Here is a 21,719-nt window from a genome sequence, read left to right as displayed (position 1 = left end):
GCGCACATGAAAAGGAGTTAGAGCAATGGATTGGCGCCACAAGGCGGTCTGTCGCGACGAGGATCCGGAACTGTTCTTCCCGGTGGGAAACAGCGGTCCGGCCCTTGCCCAGATCGCTGACGCGAAGCTCGTTTGCAACCGTTGCCCGGTGACCGCCGAGTGCCTGAGCTGGGCGTTGGAGTCCGGTCAGGACGCAGGCGTCTGGGGCGGCATGAGCGAGGACGAGCGTCGCGCGCTCAAGCGTCGCAATGCCCGCACCAAGGCACGCAGCAGCGTCTAGCCGACACAGCGCTTTTCAGTTACGGCCCCGACAAAGGTCGGGGCCGTAACTATGTAAATACAATTCGCGCGAATTCCGACACGTGACGCCATTTGTTGGTGACGGTCAATATTGGCTCGTTCGGCCGCGTCTTCCGATGGGCACCCGCAGCGTCACGTCGGTGCCCCCGGTGGCAACCCCGTGCATGCCCAGCGACCCGTCGAGCTCTGCCGAGACCAGCGTCCGCACGATCTGCAGACCGAGCCGGTCGGACTTCTCCAGACTGAACCCGTCCGGGAGCCCGCGCCCGTCGTCGTGAACGACGACATCGAGCCAACGGGCCGACCTTTCGGAACGGATCGTGACGCAGCCCTGCGAGGTGGTCGTGTCGAAGGCGTGCTCGATCGCGTTCTGCACGAGTTCGGTGATCACCATGATCAGGGCGGTGGCCCGGTCGGCGTCCAGCACACCCAGCTCACCTGTTCGGTTGATCCGGATCGGCGAGTCCACGGTCGCAACGTCGTTCATGATCGGCAGGATCCGGTCGATGACCTCGTCCAGGTTGACCTCTTCGTCCACCGACATCGACAGGGCGTCGTGCACCAGCGCGATCGACGACACGCGACGGACCGACTCGATGAGCGCCTCACGCCCCTCGGCGTTGTTCGTCCGGCGCGCCTGAAGCCGCAGCAGCGCCGCAACAGTCTGCAGATTGTTCTTGACGCGGTGGTGGATCTCCCTGATGGTGGCGTCCTTGGACAGCAGCGCCCGGTCACGACGCTTCACCTCGGTGACGTCGCGGATCAGTACCGCGGCGCCCACTGCCGTGCCATGCGCCACCAGCGGGAGGGTGCGCAGCAGAACCGCCGCCCCGCCGGCGTCGACCTCCATCCGCATGCTGGACCCACCCGCCAGTGAATCCCGGACGTGGTCGGCCAGTTCCTGGGCTTCGAAGGGATCCGAGATCAGCGGTCGGGTCACGCTCACCAGATTGTGGCCCTCGAGTTCGGCCGCGAGGCCCATCCGGTGATAGGCCGAGATCGCGTTCGGGCTGGCGTAGATCACCAGGCCGGTGTCGTCGAGTCGGATAAAACCGTCGCCGACGCGGGGGCTGGACCGGGACATCGCGAGGTCACCGACATTGGGGAAGGTGCCCTCGGACAGCATCAGCAGCATGTCGCCCGCACAGTCGACGTACGCGGTTTCCAGTGGGCTGGCCTGCCGGGGCGCCGCCGATGTCTGGTGGGTGAGCACGGCGACGACGGCGTTCCCGTGCCGGACCGGCACGGCCTCCACGTTCAGGTCGGGCGAGCCGTTTCGCCCCTCGACGGTGGCACGGCCGATGACACCGGACTCGAACGCCGCGGCCACGATCGGGATGTCCTCGGTCTCTGCGAGAGTGCCCACGGCGTCGGCCAGCAGCACCGTCGGCGCGGTGTTGGGACGCACCTGGGCGACGCACACGACGCGTCCGTCGTCGCGGCCCACCCACATCAGGTAGTCGGCGAACGAGAGGTCGGCAAGCAGCTGCCATTCGCCCACCACGGCGTGCAGGTGATCGACTGCGCTGCCGGGCAGGATCGTGTGCTCGGCCAGCAGGTCACCGAGGGTGGACATGGCCTACTGCCTCCGGAGCGGGTGGGTCAACCGGACGGGCGGGCGCTAGCTGATGACTGCGATCAGATCGCCGGCCTGGATGACGTCGCCGACGGACACGCTGACCTTGCTGACGGTCCCGGCGACCTCGGCGAGCACGGGGATCTCCATCTTCATCGACTCGAGCAGCACCACGGTGTCGCCTTCACCGATCTGATCGCCTTCGTGGACCACGACCTCGAGCACACTGGCCACGATTTCCGCGCGAACGTCCTCGGCCATCTTCACCCCACTCCACTCAGCACTGGCGCTGTCGTGTCCTATCGAACCACAACGAGGGCCCGCAGCGAGGAATGGCAGGGCGATCGTGACGGAGTCACCGCACCGGACCTCGGGCCGCGATGAATTCGGTGTCGGAGAAGCATGCGACAATGGATCAACGCTCCGCCGCGCGCGGGCTGGATAACCCACTGACTACCGGAGGTACATCATGGCCAAGCGTGGCCGTAAGAAGCGTGACCGCAAGCACTCGAAGGCCAATCATGGCAAGCGACCCAACTGCGGCTCGAAAGCAGTGCGCTAACCCCGACGAATGATCGTGGTGCGGCTGATCTCGATGCGCAGCCGCTCACGCAAACTGTCCGGAGCCCGCTCGCCACTGCACTTGGTGGCGATCAGCCGCTTGATCTTCTCCTCGACCCCGTAGTGCCGGAGGCACGTCGGGCACTCCTCGAGGTGAGCGCGCAGCTTGTCCCTGGTCTCCCCGGTGCATTCACCGTCCAGCAGCGTCCAGACCTCGGCGATCACCGCAGCACACTCGGGGTGCTCCGGGTCCACGGGGCCGATCGGCGGGGTCCATCGCTCGTCGGACGAGCCGCCGGTCGAATCGGTGCCGCTCATGACGAAACCTCCTCCTGCGCGTCGATCTGCTCCCCGCGCATGAAACCACGCTCGCGGGCCACATCGGCCAACAACTCGCGCAGCTGACGTCTGCCGCGGTGCAAACGCGACATCACCGTGCCAATCGGGGTATCCATGATCTCGGCGATCTCCTTGTACGGGAAGCCCTCGACGTCGGCGTAGTACACCGCCATCCGAAAATCCTCGGGCAGCGACTGCAGGGCTTCCTTGATCTCGCTGTCCGGCATCAACTCGAGCGCCTCGACCTCGGCGGACCGCAGCCCTGTCGAGGTGTGTTCGGCGTTCGCCGCCAGCTGCCAGTCGGTGATCTCCTCGGTCGGATACTCCGCCGGTTGGCGCTGCTTCTTGCGGTAGCTGTTGATGTAGGTGTTGGTCAGGATGCGGTACAGCCACGCTTTGAGGTTCGTGCCCTCTCGGAACGAACGAAAGCCCGAGTAGGCCTTGACCATGGTTTCCTGCAGCAGATCCTCCGCATCGGCAGGATTGCGCGTCATCCGCATCGCACCGCCGTAGAGCTGATCGAGCATCGGGATTGCGTCCCGCTCGAACCTCGCGGTCAGCTCGGCATCGGTTTCGGCAGGCTTTTCCGGCTCAGAGTCGAGCTCTGTCACAACCGAGTCTGTCTTGGGGGTCGCGTCGGGACCCGATCCATCGGTGTCGGTCATCGTGGGGAACACCGTCCCTTCTGTAGCGGGGCCGCCAATCACGTCCAGCACGATCGCCGAACGCGTCGGGGCCTGCATGGCCAGCGTCAGCACCATAAATCCCCTTCCGCGATCCTAGAGGTTGCGACCTACTTGTTTCTTTGGCCGCCCGTTCACCTGCTACAGCTGTGGTCAACAACAGCGCCGATGGCGGTCCTTGTTCCCCGTTGTGATGGCCGATCCAAACCGGTGGGCACCGTCAGCGCAGGTCCGCAATACTGACCATCCCATGGACCTACTCGCCACTGCCGTCGTCGCCGCCGTCGCGCTGCTGCTCGCCGCGGCGGTACTGGCGTGGTGGCTGCGGCGACGCGCGGCGTTCCAATCCGCGCTGACACGACGCGGTTGGCAGGTGACGCGCAACGGTGACAGCACCACCGTCGTCCCGGTCACCGAGGACTGGACCGTCACCATGTCCCGCTCATTCGCTGCCCAGATGACGCCACCGAGCTCACACGTCGTCACCAGCACCTGGACGAGCCCGACCCCGTGCATGCCGAACGCAGCGCTGGTTGCCGGTCCTGCGCCGGACCGGCAGTCGGCCGAGCTGGCCGCCGAGTTGCTGGGGGCGCTGACGCCGTCGATGGCCGGCTGGCTGGGCATCGACAGCATCACCGGCGGACGACCCCTGCACTCGGTGGCGTCGGCGGACGACCGGCTCCTGGTGTTCGCGACCGACGGTTACGGCCCGGTGGGTGCCCTCAGCGAGGTCGCCGACGCCGTCGGCGCATGGTGCGCCGACCACACCGCCGAGCGGGAGCAACCGGTGGTCTCGATCAACGGCGCGGGTGTCTGCGTCCGCGTCCGCACCGACGTCCTGCGATCTGTCGAGCACCTCAACGCGTTCGTCGAGCTCGGGATGCGGTGTCGCGACTCCCTCAGCCGGTCACGGGGATGACGCTGGGTCTTGCGTGGTTGGCGGTCGCTCTGGCCACCGGTGCGCTGGCCCACCGATGGCGTCACAACACGCTGCGGCTGTGCGCTCTGGTGGTCTGCGCCGCCGCGGCGCTGATCCTGGCGGTGGCATTCACCGGCGATTACCTGCCGGGCCTCTTGTCCAGGGCTGCAACGATTTTCACTGCCACCACGGTGTTGACCATCTTCGCGACCCTGCTCGTCGTCCGAGGCCTACCCCAACTCGTCAGCAGGCATGACCGCCACGCGGTTGCACTCGTCTGCATCGTGATGGCGGGCCTCTACCTGATGGCGGGCGCTTTCCTGGCCGCGGCATCACACGACGAGACGCGCGCGCAGGGCCTTCCCCAGTTGCGCACCCGTGACGAGTTCATCCGATGGCGGGATTCACCGATCGACCCGGGCGGGGTTCTGCTGGAAGCCAAGGTCAGCGATGCCATGGCGGAACTGGGCCCACCGCATGACGCCGGCGTGGTCGCGTCCTACCGCTGCGTTGCGGTGGGGCCACTGCGGTGGTCCGGGTCCGGTCAGCAGCTTCCCGCACGCTATCTGCTCGATTTTCCAGGCGGCCCTCCGGTGCTCGCCGCAGGTATCGACTCGGGCAATCAGGCATGGGCCTGGCACTCCCCTCCCGAGTGCGTGTTGCGCCGCGGCGACCCTGTGGTGGTGTGGGGCAACCTGCAGATCGGGATGGGCGGGGACGGGCCCACGTCCTCCACCGGCCTGGCCGACGTTCGAATGATTGCGGCGGGCGACATGCGGTCATTTCTCGACGGCTACCTTCCCGTCGCCGAACGCACCGGCCGAGCCGTGCTGGCGCTGGCGGCACTCAACGGCCTGCTGGCGCTGAGCATGGTCATCGTCGGCATCAGAGCTCACCGGCGGCTGTCTCGAGGCGACGAGACACCACCCAGAATCACCTGGCGGTCCACCCCGCCGCACCGGCCTTAGGCTGTGCCGGTGGCACGTGCGGCGACACCGGCGATCACGGCGCTGCTCGCCGCGGGTGTTCCGCACACCGTCGTGCAGTACCGGCACGACCCTCGCCGCGACTCGTTCGGCGAGGAGGCGGTCGACGAGCTGGCGCGGGCCGGCGGCCTTGCCCCCGAGCAGATCTTCAAGACCCTGGTCGTCGCACTGCCCAAAGGGCTTGGTGTCGCCGTTCTTCCGGTGCCGTCCAAACTGTCGCTGAAAGCGGCCGCGGCCGCCCTGCGGGTTCCGAAGGCCACGATGGCTGACCCTGCCGCCGCCCAACGGACGACCGGATACGTGGTCGGCGGTATCTCTCCTCTCGGCCAGCGCACCCAGCTGCCCACTGTCGTCGACTCCTCGGCGCTGCAGTGGGACCGGGTGTTGTGCAGCGCCGGTAAGCGTGGCTGGGACGTGTCGCTGGCACCTGAAGATCTGATCGCGATCACCAAGGCGGTGACCGCGGACATCCGGGCTGTCTAGGGTGATGCCCATGTCACTTGCGGGAAAGACCATGTTCATCTCGGGCGCCAGTCGCGGTATCGGGCTGGCGATCGCCAAACGTGCCGCCGCTGACGGCGCCAACATCGCCCTTGTCGCCAAGACCGCCGAACCTCACCCCAAGCTGCCGGGAACGGTCTACACCGCGGCCAAGGAGATCGAGGAGGTCGGCGGGCAGGCGCTGCCCATCGTCGGCGACGTGCGCGACGGCGATTCGGTGGCCGCCGCGGTCGCCGCCGCCGTCGAGCAGTTCGGCGGCATCGACATCTGCGTGAACAACGCCTCGGCCATCAACCTGGGCTCCATCGAGGACGTGCCGCTCAAGCGCTTCGATTTGATGAACGGCATCCAGGTGCGCGGCACCTACGCGGTGTCGCAGGCCTGCCTACCGCACATGAAGGGCCGCGAAAACCCCCACATCCTGACGCTGTCGCCGCCGATCCTGTTGGAGTCCAAGTGGCTCAAGCCCACCCCGTACATGATGGCCAAGTTCGGAATGACTCTGTGCGCGTTGGGAATTGCCGAGGAGATGCGCGAGCAGGGCATCGCCTCCAACACCTTGTGGCCGCGCACCATGGTCGCGACGGCGGCGGTGCAGAACCTGCTCGGCGGTGACGAGTCGATGGCGCGGTCCCGCAAGCCCGAGGTGTACTCCGACGCCGCCTACGTGGTGTTGAACAAGCCCTCCAGCTACACCGGCAACACGCTGCTGTGCGAGGACGTGCTGCTGGAATCCGGCGTCACCGATCTGTCGGTCTACGACTGCATCCCGGGATCGGACCTGGGCGTCGACTTCTGGGTCGAGGGCGCCAACCCGCCGGGCTACACGCACCCCTGAACCGCCCGCGGAATAGCATTCCTGGCTGCTCGGAGACCTCCGATCACGACCAGGAATGCTATTCCGCGGCGGCTGAGACCCTAGTTCCGCGGCGGCTGAGACCGCGGCGCCTGAGACCCCTAGTTCCGCGGCTTCAGTCCCACGCGGCGCAGTCCGCGGCCCGCTGCCGCACGGATGACACCGGTGAACAGTCGCGTCTTGGCACGCGAGTACGGGTACCAGTTCACCTCGCGCGACTGCGTCGGTATCCGCGGAGCCGTGATCGCCTGCGCGCGGCAGTATTTCAGGATCCCGTCCGGTCCCCCGTTTCGGGACCCGATGCCGGAGTTCTTCCAGCCGGGCATCGGCAGCGAGAAGCTGAACCCGTTGGCGAGCACGTCGTTGATGTTCACCGCGCCCGCCTCGAGTCGGCGCGCGATGCGCTCCCCTCGCTCGACATCGGCAGTCCACACGCTGGCGGACAGACCGTAGGCCGAGTCGTTGGCCAGTCGGATCGCCTCGGCTTCGTCGGCGACCTTGACCACCGGAAGGGTGGGCCCGAAGGTCTCCTCGTTGATGCAGGTCATCGACTGGTCGACGTTGGCGAGCACCGTGGGCTCGAAGAAGGTGCCGACCCCGGTCGGTCGCCCGCCGGTGGTCACCTGCGCGCCCGCGGCGACCGCCTCATCGACGTGGCGCGCCACGATGTCCCGTTGCGCCGCGGTGGCCATCGCGCCCACATCGAACCGGTAGCGGTCGTCGTCCTGCCCCTGACGCAGCCCGGTCACCGCGGCGGTGAGCTTGGCGACGAATTCGTCGTGCACCGGCGCCTCGACGTACACGCGCTCGACCGAGACGCACACCTGCCCGGAGTTGAACATCCCTCCCCACGCGATACCGGCGGCCGCTCGATCGAGGTCGGCGTCGGCCAGCACGATCGCCGGATCCTTGCCACCGAGTTCCAGGCTGCACGGGATGAGGCGCTCGGCGCACGCCACCGCGACCTTGCGACCGGTGGCCGTGGACCCGGTGAAGTGCACGCAGTCGGAGTTGTTGATCACCGCGGCGCCGGTCTCGGCGTAGCCGGTGGTCAGCGACAGCACCGGCGGTGCGCCGATCTCGGTCCAGCCTCGGACGAACTCGGCAGCGCTGAGGGGTGTCACCTCCGACGGCTTGAGCAGCACTGCGGCACCCGCAGCGAGCGGCGCGACGCCGTCGAGCGCGACGTTGAGCAGCGGGAAGTTCCACGGGATGATCAGTCCGACAACCGGATACGGGCGGTGGACGGTGGTCAGCCGTTTCACCTTTCCCAGCGGGCTGTGGGCGGCCGGATGCCGGTCGGCGAGGAACTTCTCGGCGTTGGCTCCCCAGTACTTCAGCAGGTCGGCGCACAGCGGTGCTTCCATGGCCGCCTCGGTGCGCGGCTTGCCCGTCTCGGACTGCAGCACATCGGTCAGGTGCTCGGCGTTGTCCAGGATCCAGTCCTGCAGTTTCAGCAGCCAGACCTTGCGCGACTTGGCGCCCATCGCCTCCCACTCGGGTTGGGCCAGGCGCAGGTCACGCGCTTTCGCCGCGACCGTCTCCGCGCTGTCGACGGGCAGCGAGCCGGCGACGGATCCGTCGGCGGGGTTGTACACGGTGATCGTGGTGGTGACAGGACTGGCCTGCAGGTCGGTCATCTCAGCAGTATCAACCCGGCGCGGCGTCCGACGGGGCGATTCAGCCAGCTATACACACAGCGCCGGCCAGTCGACGCCGATCCCCCGGCCTTGCCATACGCGAGAGCAGGCAATGCCCCCATGCACTTGCGCCCGCTGGGAGATACTTAGGCGCACCAAGCCTGGTTGGACTGCTGGGCGGAACATCGAACGTGTAGAAGAGCACATGGGGGCAGCGGCGACACTCTGCGAAAGATGTGGCACCGCGCTGCGGACCGGCGCGCGGTTCTGCGACGCGTGTGGCGCCCGGGTTGCGGTGACCGAGGGGACCGCTGAGTACAAGCAGGTGACGGTGCTGTTCGCCGACGTAGTGCGGTCGATGGAAATCGCGGCAACCCTCGGCGCGGAACGGTTACGCGAAATCATGTCCGAGTTGTTGAATCAATGTGCAGCGGTGGTTCAGCGCTTCGGCGGTACACTGAACAGTTTCACGGGTGACGGCGTCATGGCGCTGTTCGGTGCGCCTATAGCGTTGGAAGATCATGCTTTTCGTGCATGCCTCGCGGCTCTGGACATTCAGAATATGAGCAAGCGCCTCGCGGCCGAGGTCGAGATTCGGGACAAGATCGCACTTCAGCTGAGGGTTGGCCTCAATTCTGGAGAGGTGATTGCAGGCGAGATCAGTTCTCGCCCAATGCGTTACACCGTAGTCGGCGAGCAGGTAGGAATGGCCCAGCGAATGGAGTCGGTAGCCCCGCCAGGCGGGGTCATGGTGAGCGAGTCAACCGCCCGCCTAATCGACGGGCGCATGGCGTTTGGTCCACCCGAGATGGTGCGCATCAAGGGAGCCGGTGCGCCGGTGCCAGCGCGTCGCCTCCTTGGCATCGCGACAGATCCGCGAGTTACAGATCGACGAGAAAGTAGCCTCATAGGACGCGCGTTCGAGAAGAACGCCATCGTTGAACTTATGGATCGGTCACTCCGCGGCGACGGGATAGTGGTCGGATTCGTTGGATCACCGGGCATCGGGAAGAGTCGCCTTACCCGCGAAACTGCCGCGCTCGCGAGCCGCCGAGGCTTTGAGGTCTTCCTCACCTATTGCGAATCCCATAGTCGCGAGATTCCGTTTCACGTTTTAGCGCGACTTCTGCGGACGGTTTTTGGAGTCAGCGCAGTTTCTGCTGAAGTCGCTCGCTCTCGTCTCCGCGCGCAGCTTCCTCGCGCAGACGCCGACGATCTTCTGTTGTTGGATGACCTTCTGGGAATTCGCGACACCGCGACCTCACTACCCGACATCAGTCCCGATGCCCGGCGTCGGCGACTGACGGCATTGGTCAACGCCGCCACCGTAGAGCGCCGCACTCCTGCCTTGTACGTGATCGAAGACGCCCACTGGATCGACGATGTCAGCGAGTCCATGCTGTTCGAGTTTGTCTCTGTCATTCGTGAGACGCGTTCGATGGTCGTGGTCACCTACCGTCCGGAGTACCAGGGCCTGCTCACCGACGGAGCGGGTGCTCAGGTACTTGAGCTTGCGCCTCTGGACGATTTGCAGCGCCTTGAATTGACACGCGAACTCCTTGGCACCGATACGTTCCTGACCAACATCGTCGCCACGGTGGCCGAGCGAGCGGCGGGCAACCCGTTTTTCACCGAGGAGATCGTCCGCGACCTCGCCGAGCGCGGCGTTTTGCGCGGCCAGTGGGGACAGTACGTGTGCGTTGACGAAGTTGCGGATATCAGCGTGCCTGCCACCCTGCAGGCGACCCTTGGCGCTCGCATAGATCGCCTCAGTCCCACCGCCAAGCGCACGTTGCACGCAGCCGCGGTTATCGGAGCCAGGTTTGATGCTGAACTGTTGACCCAGCTGTTCGACGGAGCGGAGCTCTCCTCACTGATCGACGCGGAGCTGGTCGAGCATGTGTCGACGTCGCCACGCTCCGAATACGCGTTTCGTCATCCGCTGATCCAAAAGGTGGCCTACGAATCCCAGTTGAAGTCGACCCGCTCAGCGTTACATCGGCGCCTCGCGACGGCGATCGAACAGGATGAGACGACGCAAGGGGATGAGAACGCTGCTTTCATCGCCACCCACTGGGAGGCTGCGGGCGATCTACGCGCCGCCTTCATTTGGCATATGCGCGCGGGAGAATGGTTCAACTACCGTGACGTCCGCGCGGCCCGCACGAGCTGGCGGCGGGCGCAGCAGGTTGCGGATCATATGGCCGAAGATGAACCGGACCGTTGGTCGATGCGGATCTCGCCGCGAACCCTACTGTGCGGATCGACATTCAGAGTCGGCTTAGCACCCGCACACACAGGATTTGACGAACTGCGTGACCTGGCGATCGCGGCTCACGACGATGTGTCGTTGGCGATCGGTATGGCCGGCCAGCTCACAACATTGGCGTTCCACTCCCACTATCGAGAAGCAGTGGAGATGGCCTCCGAGCTCGAGGATCTGGTCGACTCGATCGGCGATCCGACGCTGATGATTGCGCTGCTATACGCGGCGGCCCAAGCGAAATGGGAGGCGGGCCTAGCCACCGAATGCCGGCGCTTGGTACAGCGTGTGATCGACCTCGCCGACGGGGACCCCACGCGAGGCAATGTGATGCTGGCGTCGCCGTTGGCGTGGGCGTTGTCCCTACGGGGTGCAGCGGGCTTGTCCCTGGGGCGGCCGGATTGGAACTTCGACGTTGAGCAGGGCATCGCTCTAGCCGCACCCTTCGACGCGACCGCCCGCGTCGTGCCGACGCTGTACAAATACGCCGTAGGCATCACAAACGGGGCGCTGCTGTCCGATGACAGCGCCGCGCTGCACACTGCGGCGCTTCTCAAGGTCGCAGAACAATCCGGCGACGACACAGCCGTCGCACTCGCTCGACTCAATCGAGCCGTTGTGCTTGCCCGGATTGACGACGAGAAGAGCTACAGAGTTCTAGACATGCTGGACGCAGCTCGTAGCGCGCTCGCGCACACCTCTGACGCCCTGCGACGGATCGCCGACGTCGAAATTGCACGCGAGACCGCCCGCCAAGGCGATGTGGAGCGCGCCGTAGCGTTGGCCCGCCTCGTGCTCGATGAGTACTACGCCGTCGGCGACATGATCGCCCGTGGGCCGGCGACTGCACTACTCGTGGAGCTGTTGTTGCGCCGTATGGACAACGGTGACCTGGAGGCCGCAGAAGCCGCAGTGGATCGACTGGCTGCAGTATCGACAGAACCCGGCTTCGTGCTGCATGAGCCTCAACTGCTCAGGTTGTCCGCCCTTCTGGCGGGTGCACACAACCAGGACAGCACCTACCAGGATTTCGTCGAGCGCTATCGGACGTTCGCGAACTCGCTTGGCTTCGAGGGACATACCGCCATCGCCCTCTCAATGTGAACATCGCGACCGGGGGCCCCCACGTGGGAGACCGAAGTCAGCTATTGGATTTTGATGCCGCGGAAGGAATTCGCGCACCTGCTTTCAGACGACCCGCGCCGGTCTGCCGAACCGGGTGTGCACCCCGGGTGAGAACAGTGCCCGCAGCCGCGGGCCCGCCACGACGACACCTGCGGCGGCCACCAGTTCGTCGTCGAGTTCGACGATCTCCGCCGAGTGCAGGGGCCAGGTGGTGTGCTCGTTGGGCAGCCACCACGTGCGGCCGGCCTTGCGGGTGTGGGCACCCCAGCGCGCGGTCAGCCAGACCTCGAGGGCGGTCGGCTCGACGGGGGCGCCGACCGACACCGTGACGCGGCTGGTCAATCCATTGCGCGGCCAGCGCCGGGTACTGGCGTAGGTGATGCGGTCCGGTGTTCGCGTGACGCGCATCTTCGCCCAGGTGTAAGGCACTCCCAGCGTGCTGCGGACCGCTGGGACGACGGCCAACCGTTGCGTCTCCAACGATCGGAACAGCACGCCGTGCCTGCCTGCGTCGTCGACCGAATAGAGCCTGACGTTCGTCTCGGCGAACGTCCCGAAGTACGGCAGCGGCAATGCGGTGCCCAGTCGGGTGTGCCGCATGACGAAGGGCACCAGCGCGACATAGGTCAGTCCGTCGGCGAACACGTCCGGGCGGGTGCCCGGCGGAAAGAGGTGGGCGACGGCGCCGGGGACGACGGGCCAGTGGACGAACGTCAGGTCCGCCCAGAACTGGTCGAAGATGACGGGCCGGTCCAGCGGTGGTGCCAGCGGGCTGACACCGCATGGACCGAGCTCACCGTTCACCTCGTCATCGTGGCACGCTGGAGCCGTGCCGTCGCCGACGAACTGGTCCGCCGGGAGCTACGAAGCCGTCGGCAGACGCATCGCACACATCGCCGACGACGTGCTCGACGCCGTGGAGCGGCGACGGCCGCTGCGTGACGTCTCGCTCGTCGACCTCGCCTGCGGCACCGGTAACGCCGCGTTGTCGGCCGCGGGCCGCGGCGCCCGGGTGACCGGTGTCGACCTCACCCCCGCGCTGCTCGAGATCGGGTCGGCGAAGGACGGTGGCCGTGCGGTGACCTGGGTGGCCGCCGACGCATCCGACACCGGGCTGCCCGACGAGGCGTTCGACGTCGTCGTCTCCAACATGGGCGTCGTGTTCGTGGAGCCGACCGGCCAGGTCCGCGAGATCAGCCGGCTGCTGGGTCCGGGCGGTGTCGTGGCGTTCTCCACCTGGGTGCGCAGCGGCGACAACCCGCTCTTCGATCCGGTCGTCGCGGTGCTGGGCGCGCCGCCGAACCCCGGCCATACCCCGGACCAGTGGGGTGATCCGGATATCGCCGCGGCCAGGCTGGCCGCCGACTTCGTCGACATCACGATCGAATCCGGCGCCCACACGTGGGAGTTCGACTCCCATACCGACGCGATGCGGTTCGTGACCGAGGAGTCCCCGATGCATCTCACTGTGCTCGGCAACGTGTCCGGTTCGCAGCGCGACGCGCTGGTCACGGCGTTCGACGAGGCGATGCGCGCGCACCTCGACCGGGGCAGGGTCGTGTTCGTCTCGCCCTATTCGGTGGTGACGGCCACCCGTCGCTGACTCACAGCAGCGTGGCTTGTTCGGGCTCGGGTTCGGCGGGCTCGATGAGTTCCGGCCCGTTGTTGCGGACACTGTTCACCAGTCGCGACACCTCGCGGATCTCGACGCGGTCCAGATCGCCGTGGCCACGCAGCAGACCCTCGTCGACCGGCGCGTCGGGATCCAGCCACCGGTCCCAGTCACGCTCGCTGATCGTCAGCGGCATCCGGTCGTGGATGTCGGCGATCGCACCGGCCGCGTCGGTGGTGATGATCGTGCAGCTCAGCAGCGGTGGGGCGTCGTCCGGGGCGTTTTTCGGCCGCCACGTCGACCACAGGCCGGCCATGAACAGCGGCTCCCCGTCACCGGCGTACATGTAGAACGGCGTCTTCGCCCCCTTCTGCCCGCGCCACTCGTACCAGCCGTCCATCGGCACCAGGCAGCGCTTGCTCTTGATCGAGGTGCGAAACGCCGGTGAGGTGGTCACCTTGTCGGATCGGGCGTTGATCAGCAGCGGGCCCTTGGTGTCCGGGCCGCCGCCGTCGGCGGTCTTGGCCCACATCGGGATCAGGCCCCACCGCATCAATCGCACCCGCCGCGTCGACTCGTCGTCGGGCTCGGTGTGGCGTTTGACCACGGTGGCGATGGTCGTGGTGGGCGCGACGTTGTAGTTCGGCGCCGGCGAGTCCTTGGCGGTAGCTGCTGTGGCCTCGTCGAGTGCCTGGATCTTCTCGGCCAGCAGCGCCGGATCGGTGGTCACCGCGAATCTCCCGCACATGATCTCCATGGTGGCAGACAGCGCGGATCGGGCGCGGAACGCGAGTGCCACGGTGCTTGTGCGCGCCGGATTCACCGGGAGATCGGCGACAGGCAAGAATAGGAACCCGTGAGCACCTGGCCGGCACCGACGACCGCAACTCCCGTGCACGCGACCGTGACGGTGCCCGGTTCGAAGTCGCAGACCAACCGGGCGCTGGTGCTGGCGGCACTTGCCGCCGATGATGGACCGTCCACGGTCAGCGGGGCGCTGCGCAGCCGCGACACCGACCTGATGATCGGTGCGCTACAGGTTCTCGGCTTCGTCGTCGAAGCGTCCGATACCGACAACACCGAACTCACCATCAGCGGCACGCTCGCGCCCCCTGGCTCCAGTATCGACTGCGGCCTGGCCGGCACGGTGCTGCGGTTCCTGCCGCCGGTGGCCGCCCTGAGCACCGAGACCGTCACCTTCGACGGCGACGAACAGGCCAGGGCACGCCCGATCGCACCGCTGCTCGACGGGCTGCGCGCGTTGGGTGTGCACGTCGAAGGCGACAGCCTGCCGTTCGAGATCCGCGGTGACGGATCGGTGCGCGGCGGCACGGTCGAGATCGATGCGTCCGGGTCTTCCCAGTTCGTGTCCGGTCTGCTGCTCTCGGGGGCATTGTTCACCGAGGGGCTGACGGTCGTGCACACAGGCGAACCGGTGCCCTCGGCGCCGCACGTGGCCATGACGGTGGCGATGCTGCGCGACGCCGGCGTCGAGGTCGACGACTCCCAACCCGACCGGTGGCAGGTCTCCCCCGGCCGGATCGCCGCACGACACTGGAGCGTCGAGCCCGACCTGTCGAACGCGGTGCCGTTCCTGGCTGCCGCCGTGGTCAGCGGTGGCGCGGTGCGGATCATGGGGTGGCCCGCGGTGAGCACCCAGCCCGCCGGCACCATCCTGTCGATCTTGAAGAAGCTCGGTGCGGTTGTCCGGCAGGGTGATTCATATCTGGAAGTGCAGGGCTCGACAGCCTACGACGGTATCGACGTCGACCTTCGTGATGTCGGGGAGCTGACACCGTCGGTGGCCGCGCTCGCCGCACTGGCCACGCCGGGATCGGTGTCGCGGCTGCGCGGCATCGCACATCTGCGTGGCCACGAGACCGATCGCCTGGCCGCGTTGCGCACCGAACTCAACCGACTCGGCGGCGAGTGTGAGGAGACACCGGACGGGTTGACCATCACCGCGCAACCGATGCGCGCGGGCGTGTGGCGGTCCTACGCCGATCACCGGATGGCGACGGCGGGCGCGATCGTCGGACTACGGGTACCCGGGGTGCAGGTCGAGGACATCGGCACCACGGCCAAGACGATGCCCGACTTCCCGCAGCTGTGGGCCGACATGCTTGCCGGTCAGAGCGACGACCTGATGGTCCGCGATTGACTCCTCGCGAGTACGACGAGACCGATGTCCGGGTGCGCCCCGGCCGGACCTCGCGGCCGCGAACCAAGACCCGCCCCGAGCACGCCGACGCCGAAGAGGCCATGGTGGTCGCGGTGGACCGGGGCCGGTGGGGCTGTGTGCTCGGACGTGACCCGGACCGCCGGGTGACCGCGATGCGGGCGCGCGAGCTGGGCCGCACCCCGATCGTGGTCGGTGACGACGTCGACATCGTCGGCGATCTCTCCGGGCGCACCGACACCCTGGCCCGCATCGTGCGCCGCGGTGAGCGCCGAACAGTGTTGCGGCGCACCGCCGATGACACCGACCCGTCCGAGCGGGTGTTCGTCGCCAACGCCGACCAGCTGCTGATCGTGGTGGCGCTGGCCGATCCCCCGCCGCGGGCCGGTCTGGTGGAACGCGCGTTGATCGCCGCCTACGCCGGCGGGCTGGTTCCGATTCTGTGCCTGACCAAAACCGATCTCGCGTCGGCTGCGTCGTTCACCGCGCAGTTCGCCGACCTCGACCTGACGATCGTCACGGCCGGGCGCGGCGATGACCTCGACGAGGTGGTCTCGGTGCTGACCGACAAGGTCACCGCCATGCTGGGGCATTCGGGGGTGGGTAAGTCCACGCTGGTCAATCGCCTTGTCCCCGAGGCCGAGCGGGCGATCGGCGCGGTGACCGATATCGGCAGGGGCCGGCACACCTCGACCCAGTCGGTGGCGCTGCCGTTGAGCTTCGGCGGCTGGGTGATCGACACACCGGGAATCCGGTCGTTCGGTCTGGCGCACATCGCTCCCGACGATGTGATGTTGGCGTTTTCCGACCTGGCCGAAGCGATCGCCGACTGCCCACGGGGGTGCGGGCACATGGGGCCGCCGGCAGATCCGGAATGTGCGCTCGACGCTTTGACGGGTCCGGCCGCCGGACGAGTCGGCGCCGCCCGGCGACTGCTGGTGGCGATGCGCGAAGGCTGACCGGACAGCGTGGTTTGCAGCGACTGCCCACCGGGCACGCTGACGGCGAAGGACACGGAAAGGTGAACTGGTATGACCCATATCCCCATGATCGATTTGAACGACGGCACGCAGATTCCCCAACTGGGTTTCGGTGTGTTCCAGATCCCGCCTCAGGAGACCGCATCTGCGGTGAAGACGGCACTCGACATCGGTTACCGCCACATCGACACCGCGGAGATGTACCAGAACGAGAAGGGTGTCGGCGACGGCATCCGGGACGCCGGCGTCGACCGGGGCGAGGTGTACGTCACCAGCAAGCTCAACAACGGTTTCCACAAGCCGGACGACGCCCGGCGGGCCTTCGACCAGACGCTGTCGGCGCTGGGATTCGACGGTGACGATTCGTATGTCGACCTGTTCCTGATCCACTGGCCGCTGCCCACGCTCTACGACGGTGACTTCGTCTCGACGTGGAAGACGTTGGAGGAGTTCAAGAAAGACGGACGTGCACGCAGCATCGGGGTGTCGAACTTCCAGGTCGCCCATCTGCAGCGGCTTGCCGAGGAAACCGGCACCGTCCCCGCGGTGAATCAGATCGAGGTGCATCCGTACTTCGCGAACAATGCGGTTCGTGAGTACGGCCAGCAGCACGGAATCGCGACCGAGGCGTGGTCTCCGATCGCGCAGGGCAAGGTGCTCGACGATCCCGCCGTCGCCCGGATCGCCGAGGCGACCGGAAAGTCACCGGCGCAGGTGGTGTTGCGGTGGCATATCGAGCGCGGCGACATCGTGTTCCCGAAATCGGTGACGCTGCAACGCATCAAGGACAACTTCGCCCTGTTCGACTTCGAGCTCGGCGCTGAGGACTTCGACGCGATCAACGCTCTGGACAAGGGTGAGGACGGTCGCATCGGGCCCAACCCGGACACCATGGATTACGTGCCCGACTAGCACCACAGCGAGAATCGACACTGCGCTGAGGGCGCGGAACTACAAGTAATCCCCGCCCTCAGCGCAGTTTCAACGAAAGACAGTTACGCAGCCAGATCGTCGCGCTTGGCGGGAGCCTTCTGCGCCGCCTTGGCGCGTCGTCGTGCCCGCACCGCGGCGATGGCCGACTTCAAGCCACGCCGCTCGCCCGAATCCAGTTCGGTGAACATCCGCTCGCTGCGCGTCTCGGGCGCATCGTCGGCGGTGTCCCGCAGGAACCGGTCCGGCAGAGACAGTTTGGCGATGGTCCGCCACGACTTGCCGTACTGCACCAGGAACGATCCCGTGGTGTAGGGCAGGTCGTACTTGTCACAGATCTCCTTGACCCGGAACGAGATCTCGTGCAGCCGGTTGCTGGGCAGGTCCGGGTACAGGTGATGCTCGATCTGGTAGCAGAGGTTGCCGCTCATGAAGCGCAGCGCCGGGCCGCTCTCGAAGTTCGCACTGCCGAGCATCTGCCGCAGATACCACTGTCCGCGCGACTCGCCGATCATGTCGGTCTTGGTGAATTTCTCTGCGCCGTCAGGGAAGTGACCGCAGAAGATCACGGCGTTGGCCCACACGTTGCGGATGACGTTGGCCACCGCGTTGGCCTTCAGCGTGGAGGTGAACGTCGCGCCCGGTGACAGCGAGGTCAGTGCGGGATAGACGACGTAGTCCTTGGCCACCTGATGGCCGGCCTTGACGCCGAACTCCTTGACCCGCTCGAGCGTGGCCTTGCGATCGTCGCGGCCCTGGAAGATCTTGCCGAGCTCCAGATGCTGCAGTCCGACGCCCCATTCGAAGCCGATCGCCAGCAGCGTGTTGAACAGCAGGTTGCCGTACAGATTGGCCGGCTTCCACCGCTGGTCGCGCGTCACCCGGATGACGCCGTAGCCGACATCGTCGTCCATGCCGAGGATGTTGGTGTACTTGTGGTGCATGAAGTTGTGAGTGAACCGCCAGTGCTTGGACGCGCCGCTCATGTCCCATTCCCACGTGGAGGAATGGATCTCCGGGTCGTTCATCCAGTCCCACTGGCCGTGCATGACGTTGTGGCCGATCTCCATGTTCTCGATGATCTTGGCCACGCCCAGTGTTGCGGTGCCGGCCCACCAGTACGAGCGCTTGGAGCTGCCCGCCAGCATCAACCGGCCTGCCACCTCCATCGCGCGTTGGAAACCGATGGTGCGGCGGATGTAGCGCGCGTCGCGCGCGCCGCGGGAGTCTTCGATGTCTTGGCGGATCGCATCCAGTTCGTGCGCCAGGTTGTCGATGTCCGCGTCCGTCAGGTGGACGAATTCAGGTACGTCGGTGATCGCCATGGTCAGCCTCCTCTCGAGGTACCTACGCTACCGTAACCTACGTAATCGTAGGTTACTACCCAGTAAATGTTATGCGTCGAGCACACAGTCGCCCGATGCGGCGGAGATGCACGTCTGCACGCGGGTGCCGGGTTCGTGTTCGACCCCGGTGCGCAGATCGCGCACGTGGCCCTTCAGAAGGCCCACCACACACGACTGGCAGATACCCATACGGCAGCCGAATGGCATCTGCACGCCGGCCGCTTCGCCGGCATCCATCAGCGATGTCGCTGCGTCCACGGTGGTCGTCTTGCCCGCGCGTGCGAACTCGACCGTGCCGCCGCTTCCGTGTACCGCGGTGCGCGCCGCGGCAAACCTCTCCAGATGCAGGTTGTCGGCGATGCCGGCCGACACCCAGGTCCGCTCCGCAGAGCCGAGCATCGCCTCCGGTCCGCACGCCCAGGTCTGACGCTCCCGCCAATCGGGAACCACCTCGGCGAGGCGGGCGAGATCGAGCCGGCCTTCGGTGCGGGTGGCGCGCACCGTCAGCCTATAACCGTCGTGCTGATTCGTCAGCTGGGAAAGCTCCTCGGCGAACAGCACATCGGATTCCGTCGGCGCCGAATGCACATGTACGACGTCACCGAGTTGTCCGCGGCGGGCCAACGTGCGCAGCATCGAGATCACCGGCGTGATACCCGACCCGGCGGTGAGGAACAACACCGACGCCGGCGCCGGGTCCGGCATCACGAAATTGCCTTGCGGCGCCGCGAGTCTCACGATCGTGCCGGGTTCGACCCCGCCGACAAGGTGAGTCGACAGGAAACCCTCGGGCATGGCCTTGACGGTGATCGTGATGGTGCGCGAGCCCCTGCCACGGGCCAGGCGCCCTTCCGGAACGCTGGTCAGTGAGTACGACCGCCAGCGCCAGCGTCCATCGACCAGCAGGCCGATGCCGACGTACTGGCCCGCCTGATAGTCGAACGAGAACCCCCAGCCGGGCTTGATGACCAGGGTGGCCGAGTCGACGGTTTCCCGGCGCACCTCGACCACCTTGCCGCGCAACTCGCGGGCGGACCACAGCGGGTTGGCCAGCTTGAGATAGTCGTCGGGCAGCAGCGGCGTGGTGATCCGGCCGGCGATGGTGCGCAGCATGTGCAGGCCCGGGTGACGGGTGGCTCCGGCGACGGTGGGCCGGACGGTGTCGGCGACCTTGGCCGTGGTCTTGATGGTGTTCTTGGCCATGACGGCTCCTGCCCGGATGGAGTGCCTACGGGTTCCGTAAACGCCTACCTACGGTACCGTAAGTTACGGAGTCGTATCCAGCCCCTCACAGCAGGTCCAGCAGAAATGGCAGCTCCTGTGGCGCATACCACGCCAAGTCGTGGTCCTGGGCGTCGCCGACCGTCAGTTCGGCGTCCTCGTCCCCCAGATCCGCGGCGTCGACCACCCCGACGGCGGCCAGCACCGCAGGCTCGGCAGCCGCGGTGTCGACGTAGGCGGCGATCACGGTGCCGAGTCCGACCACCCCCGCCAGCCGCACCACGGCGTCGTCCAGATCGGGCCGCAAGGTGACGTCGTCGTCGTCGACGTCGGCTTCGAACACCGCACGCCGGGCCGGGAGTCCGCCGTCGGGGTCGGCGTCGCCGAGCAGTCGCAGTGACGCCAGGGCCGCCTCCCGCAGCGCCACGTCGGCGAGTTCGTCCTCGTCACCGTCGGAATACGCCTCGCGCAGCGTCGGGGTCAGGGCGAACGCGGTGCCGTTGACCGGGCGCAGCGATCCGTCGGCGACCAGCTGCTGGAGCATGGCCAGGGTTGCGGGGACGTAGATGCGCACGGGACGAGACTAGCGAGTGTCGACCCATGTGCGATCGCGCCGAAGCGAGGGCCCGAGCGGACGTCATTCCACGAGGCGGTACTCGACGCCGAGTGCGCGGTATGTGCGCTCTGCCCGACGATCACGTGTGAGCAGGCTGCGGCGGTTCACAACAGCCGCCTGGGCGACAAGAGCGTCGTAGCTCGATCCACCGACGATCTCGAGACCGGACAGTTGTTGCCAGAGGCCCCGGGTCGCAGGCGCATCAAGCCAGCAGTCGTCGGGGAAGGCCGCAGCGAGGACCGCGGCTGCCTGGCCCGCACTCAGGCGCAATGGGAGTGGGAGCCGTGTCAACACCGAGTACGTCTCGAAGCTCGCATGCCCCGCCAGCGCTGGACGCAGCGTGACCAGCACGCGGCGGCAAGCCGCGTGGGCTTCATGAGTGGGGTCGAGAGCGGCGACGGCGACGCTGGTGTCGCAGGCCCAGCGGTCAGCGTTGGATGTCATCGCGAAGCCGACGCACGTCGGCATCGGTCAGCACCGAGCCTTCCACGGCGCCGAGGATCGGCAGCCCGTCGCTGGTGCCGATCGAACGTTGCTGCCGTCGAACCGGTTCGATTCTGAGCCCGGTGCCGTCTTGAATCAGTTCGAGCTGCGTATCCGGTGTGATGCCCAGTGCCACCCGGAGCGCTTTCGGGATCACTACGCGCCCCACCCGGTCCACCGTCACGTACATGGCAAAAGATTACCAATCAAATGGCAAAATAGCAGTTGATTACCACTACTCGCGGCCGCTGGTTCTCTGACTGCCAGGGCTTCACGAGTTCGTCTGCGAGACGAGGCACGATGGGACCAATGGACGTGTTGGTGGTCGGGGGAGGTCCCGCAGGGATGGCGTTGGCGGGGGCGTGCTCCCGGCTCGGGCTGGCCACCGGCCTGCTGGACCCGTCTCCGGATCAGCCGTGGACGGCGACGTACGGGATGTGGAGCCGGGAGCTTCCCGTGGATCTGCCGGCTTCGGTGGTCGCAGCCCGCACCCCCGGGCGGGCGATCGCCCTGACCGAGCATCAGCTGGGTTGGGACTACGCCGTCCTGGATGTGCCCGCCCTGCGCGCGCACCTCGCCGACCGGTTGGCCGGGGTGCAGGTC

The 21,719-nt window shown here is 66.8% G+C and carries 24 protein-coding genes; 12 read left to right on the top strand and 12 right to left on the bottom strand.

All coding sequences use genetic code 11. The features are described from left to right. The first annotated feature begins 25 nt into the window (after positions 1 to 25). A complete protein-coding gene (locus WA965_RS15235; protein WP_159233235.1) occupies positions 26 to 280 on the top strand; it encodes a WhiB family transcriptional regulator in 255 nt (84 codons plus the stop codon). 105 nt (positions 281 to 385) lie between these two features. On the opposite strand, the gene pdtaS is transcribed toward WA965_RS15235, so the two are convergent. Both pdtaS and WA965_RS15225 read right to left on the bottom strand, forming a co-directional pair. After that, positions 386 to 1,876 (bottom strand): two-component system sensor histidine kinase PdtaS, encoded by a 1,491-nt coding sequence (pdtaS, locus tag WA965_RS15230; protein WP_526294410.1) that lies wholly within the window; start codon positions 1,874 to 1,876, stop codon positions 386 to 388. 45 nt (positions 1,877 to 1,921) lie between these two features. Next, on the bottom strand, positions 1,922 to 2,137 hold the full coding sequence (locus WA965_RS15225; RefSeq protein WP_083740725.1) for a biotin/lipoyl-binding carrier protein: 216 nt from the start codon (positions 2,135 to 2,137) through the stop codon (positions 1,922 to 1,924). Positions 2,138 to 2,345: 208 nt separating this feature from the next. Between WA965_RS15225 and WA965_RS15220 the strand changes: the two genes are divergently transcribed. Further along, positions 2,346 to 2,438, top strand: coding sequence for a 50S ribosomal protein bL37 (locus tag WA965_RS15220; protein ID WP_372238633.1), 93 nt, complete (start codon positions 2,346 to 2,348; stop codon positions 2,436 to 2,438). Here WA965_RS15220 and rsrA read toward each other — a convergent pair. Beyond that, the gene (gene rsrA / locus WA965_RS15215; RefSeq protein ID WP_526294411.1) at positions 2,435 to 2,755 is read right to left on the bottom strand and encodes a mycothiol system anti-sigma-R factor; all 321 of its coding nucleotides are present in this window, start codon (positions 2,753 to 2,755) and stop codon (positions 2,435 to 2,437) included. The genes WA965_RS15220 and rsrA overlap by 4 nt on opposite strands. After that, a complete protein-coding gene (locus WA965_RS15210; RefSeq protein WP_526294412.1) occupies positions 2,752 to 3,537 on the bottom strand; it encodes a sigma-70 family RNA polymerase sigma factor in 786 nt (261 codons plus the stop codon). The genes rsrA and WA965_RS15210 overlap by 4 nt, the downstream gene beginning before the upstream one ends. A 172-nt stretch (positions 3,538 to 3,709) precedes the next feature. On the opposite strand from WA965_RS15210, the gene WA965_RS15205 reads away from it, so the two are divergent. From WA965_RS15205 to WA965_RS15190, 4 genes are read left to right on the top strand one after another with little or no spacing between them, the layout of a single operon-like run. Then, a complete protein-coding gene (locus WA965_RS15205) occupies positions 3,710 to 4,378 on the top strand; it encodes a hypothetical protein (RefSeq protein ID WP_526447738.1) in 669 nt (222 codons plus the stop codon). Then, complete coding sequence (locus WA965_RS15200) at positions 4,375 to 5,346, top strand: hypothetical protein (RefSeq protein WP_526447736.1); 972 nt, start codon at positions 4,375 to 4,377, stop codon at positions 5,344 to 5,346. The genes WA965_RS15205 and WA965_RS15200 overlap by 4 nt, the downstream gene beginning before the upstream one ends. Before the next feature lie 9 nt (positions 5,347 to 5,355). After that, entirely contained in the window at positions 5,356 to 5,847 is a 492-nt protein-coding gene (locus WA965_RS15195; protein ID WP_526447734.1) for an aminoacyl-tRNA deacylase, read from the top strand. Positions 5,848 to 5,857: 10 nt separating this feature from the next. Further along, positions 5,858 to 6,703 (top strand): SDR family oxidoreductase, encoded by an 846-nt coding sequence (locus WA965_RS15190; protein WP_526447732.1) that lies wholly within the window; start codon positions 5,858 to 5,860, stop codon positions 6,701 to 6,703. 119 nt (positions 6,704 to 6,822) lie between these two features. Here the strand turns inward: WA965_RS15190 and WA965_RS15185 are convergent, their stop codons facing one another. Next, positions 6,823 to 8,361 (bottom strand): aldehyde dehydrogenase family protein, encoded by a 1,539-nt coding sequence (locus tag WA965_RS15185; protein WP_526296151.1) that lies wholly within the window; start codon positions 8,359 to 8,361, stop codon positions 6,823 to 6,825. A gap of 205 nt (positions 8,362 to 8,566) precedes the next feature. Between WA965_RS15185 and WA965_RS15180 the strand changes: the two genes are divergently transcribed. After that, on the top strand, positions 8,567 to 11,728 hold the full coding sequence (locus WA965_RS15180) for an ATP-binding protein (RefSeq protein ID WP_526296149.1): 3,162 nt from the start codon (positions 8,567 to 8,569) through the stop codon (positions 11,726 to 11,728). Between the two features lie 84 nt (positions 11,729 to 11,812). Here WA965_RS15180 and WA965_RS15175 read toward each other — a convergent pair whose 3' ends face one another. Then, positions 11,813 to 12,553, bottom strand: a complete 741-nt coding sequence (locus tag WA965_RS15175) for a YqjF family protein (RefSeq protein ID WP_526296147.1) — start codon at positions 12,551 to 12,553, stop codon at positions 11,813 to 11,815. Positions 12,554 to 12,578: 25 nt separating this feature from the next. Here WA965_RS15175 and WA965_RS15170 point away from each other — a divergent pair, with 25 nt between their 5' ends. Continuing rightward, positions 12,579 to 13,352 (top strand): class I SAM-dependent methyltransferase, encoded by a 774-nt coding sequence (locus WA965_RS15170; protein ID WP_526447730.1) that lies wholly within the window; start codon positions 12,579 to 12,581, stop codon positions 13,350 to 13,352. A gap of 1 nt (position 13,353) precedes the next feature. Here the strand turns inward: WA965_RS15170 and WA965_RS15165 are convergent, their stop codons facing one another. Continuing rightward, a complete protein-coding gene (locus WA965_RS15165; RefSeq protein WP_526299462.1) occupies positions 13,354 to 14,109 on the bottom strand; it encodes an SOS response-associated peptidase in 756 nt (251 codons plus the stop codon). 108 nt (positions 14,110 to 14,217) lie between these two features. Here WA965_RS15165 and aroA point away from each other — a divergent pair, with 108 nt between their 5' ends. The 3 genes from aroA to WA965_RS15150 all read left to right on the top strand — a co-directional run bounded on the left by aroA (position 14,218) and on the right by WA965_RS15150 (position 17,432). Further along, entirely contained in the window at positions 14,218 to 15,522 is a 1,305-nt protein-coding gene (gene aroA, locus WA965_RS15160) for a 3-phosphoshikimate 1-carboxyvinyltransferase (RefSeq protein ID WP_526299445.1), read from the top strand. Then, positions 15,519 to 16,499: a ribosome small subunit-dependent GTPase A gene (gene rsgA / locus WA965_RS15155; RefSeq protein ID WP_526299447.1), complete on the top strand. Its 981-nt coding sequence runs from the start codon at positions 15,519 to 15,521 to the stop codon at positions 16,497 to 16,499. The genes aroA and rsgA overlap by 4 nt, the downstream gene beginning before the upstream one ends. A gap of 72 nt (positions 16,500 to 16,571) precedes the next feature. Further along, positions 16,572 to 17,432: an aldo/keto reductase gene (locus tag WA965_RS15150; RefSeq protein WP_526299449.1), complete on the top strand. Its 861-nt coding sequence runs from the start codon at positions 16,572 to 16,574 to the stop codon at positions 17,430 to 17,432. An 83-nt stretch (positions 17,433 to 17,515) separates the two neighbouring features. Here the strand turns inward: WA965_RS15150 and WA965_RS15145 are convergent, their stop codons facing one another. The 5 genes from WA965_RS15145 to WA965_RS15125 form a co-directional block, all read right to left on the bottom strand. Next, positions 17,516 to 18,775 carry a fatty acid desaturase family protein gene (locus tag WA965_RS15145; RefSeq protein ID WP_526299451.1) on the bottom strand — a complete coding sequence of 420 codons (1,260 nt, stop codon included), beginning with the start codon at positions 18,773 to 18,775 and terminating at the stop codon, positions 17,516 to 17,518. 69 nt (positions 18,776 to 18,844) lie between these two features. Continuing rightward, positions 18,845 to 19,999: a ferredoxin reductase gene (locus WA965_RS15140; RefSeq protein ID WP_526299453.1), complete on the bottom strand. Its 1,155-nt coding sequence runs from the start codon at positions 19,997 to 19,999 to the stop codon at positions 18,845 to 18,847. Between the two features lie 85 nt (positions 20,000 to 20,084). Next, on the bottom strand, positions 20,085 to 20,591 hold the full coding sequence (locus WA965_RS15135) for a DUF6912 family protein (RefSeq protein WP_526299455.1): 507 nt from the start codon (positions 20,589 to 20,591) through the stop codon (positions 20,085 to 20,087). A gap of 63 nt (positions 20,592 to 20,654) precedes the next feature. Further along, on the bottom strand, positions 20,655 to 21,077 hold the full coding sequence (locus tag WA965_RS15130) for a PIN domain-containing protein (protein WP_526299457.1): 423 nt from the start codon (positions 21,075 to 21,077) through the stop codon (positions 20,655 to 20,657). Then, a complete protein-coding gene (locus tag WA965_RS15125) occupies positions 21,061 to 21,306 on the bottom strand; it encodes an AbrB/MazE/SpoVT family DNA-binding domain-containing protein (RefSeq protein ID WP_526299458.1) in 246 nt (81 codons plus the stop codon). The genes WA965_RS15130 and WA965_RS15125 overlap by 17 nt, the downstream gene beginning before the upstream one ends. Positions 21,307 to 21,425: 119 nt before the next feature. Here WA965_RS15125 and WA965_RS15120 point away from each other — a divergent pair. Beyond that, on the top strand, positions 21,426 to 21,719 hold a 294-nt coding region (locus WA965_RS15120; protein ID WP_526447728.1), incomplete at its 3' end, for a lycopene cyclase family protein.

The sequence above is a fragment of the Mycobacterium sp. genome (assembly GCF_049683935.1).
Taxonomy (GTDB): domain Bacteria; phylum Actinomycetota; class Actinomycetes; order Mycobacteriales; family Mycobacteriaceae; genus Mycobacterium.
The sequence above is the reverse complement of the archived record's forward strand: the minus strand, read 5'-3'. Positions and strand labels throughout refer to the sequence as shown.

Coding starts and splice junctions, on each gene's coding strand:
- WA965_RS15205 (WP_526447738.1), top strand. CDS start 3,710: ATGGACCTACTCGCCACTGCCGTCGTCGCCGCCGTCGCGCTGCTGCTC.
- WA965_RS15150 (WP_526299449.1), top strand. CDS start 16,572: ATGACCCATATCCCCATGATCGATTTGAACGACGGCACGCAGATTCCC.
- pdtaS (WP_526294410.1), bottom strand. CDS start 1,876: ATGTCCACCCTCGGTGACCTGCTGGCCGAGCACACGATCCTGCCCGGC.
- WA965_RS15140 (WP_526299453.1), bottom strand. CDS start 19,999: ATGGCCAAGAACACCATCAAGACCACGGCCAAGGTCGCCGACACCGTC.
- WA965_RS15225 (WP_083740725.1), bottom strand. CDS start 2,137: ATGGCCGAGGACGTTCGCGCGGAAATCGTGGCCAGTGTGCTCGAGGTC.
- WA965_RS15190 (WP_526447732.1), top strand. CDS start 5,858: ATGTCACTTGCGGGAAAGACCATGTTCATCTCGGGCGCCAGTCGCGGT.
- WA965_RS15130 (WP_526299457.1), bottom strand. CDS start 21,077: ATGACATCCAACGCTGACCGCTGGGCCTGCGACACCAGCGTCGCCGTC.
- rsrA (WP_526294411.1), bottom strand. CDS start 2,755: ATGAGCGGCACCGATTCGACCGGCGGCTCGTCCGACGAGCGATGGACC.
- WA965_RS15200 (WP_526447736.1), top strand. CDS start 4,375: ATGACGCTGGGTCTTGCGTGGTTGGCGGTCGCTCTGGCCACCGGTGCG.
- WA965_RS15125 (WP_526299458.1), bottom strand. CDS start 21,306: ATGTACGTGACGGTGGACCGGGTGGGGCGCGTAGTGATCCCGAAAGCG.
- WA965_RS15145 (WP_526299451.1), bottom strand. CDS start 18,775: ATGGCGATCACCGACGTACCTGAATTCGTCCACCTGACGGACGCGGAC.
- WA965_RS15165 (WP_526299462.1), bottom strand. CDS start 14,109: ATGTGCGGGAGATTCGCGGTGACCACCGATCCGGCGCTGCTGGCCGAG.
- WA965_RS15220 (WP_372238633.1), top strand. CDS start 2,346: ATGGCCAAGCGTGGCCGTAAGAAGCGTGACCGCAAGCACTCGAAGGCC.
- WA965_RS15235 (WP_159233235.1), top strand. CDS start 26: ATGGATTGGCGCCACAAGGCGGTCTGTCGCGACGAGGATCCGGAACTG.
- WA965_RS15185 (WP_526296151.1), bottom strand. CDS start 8,361: ATGACCGACCTGCAGGCCAGTCCTGTCACCACCACGATCACCGTGTAC.
- WA965_RS15210 (WP_526294412.1), bottom strand. CDS start 3,537: ATGGTGCTGACGCTGGCCATGCAGGCCCCGACGCGTTCGGCGATCGTG.
- WA965_RS15180 (WP_526296149.1), top strand. CDS start 8,567: ATGGGGGCAGCGGCGACACTCTGCGAAAGATGTGGCACCGCGCTGCGG.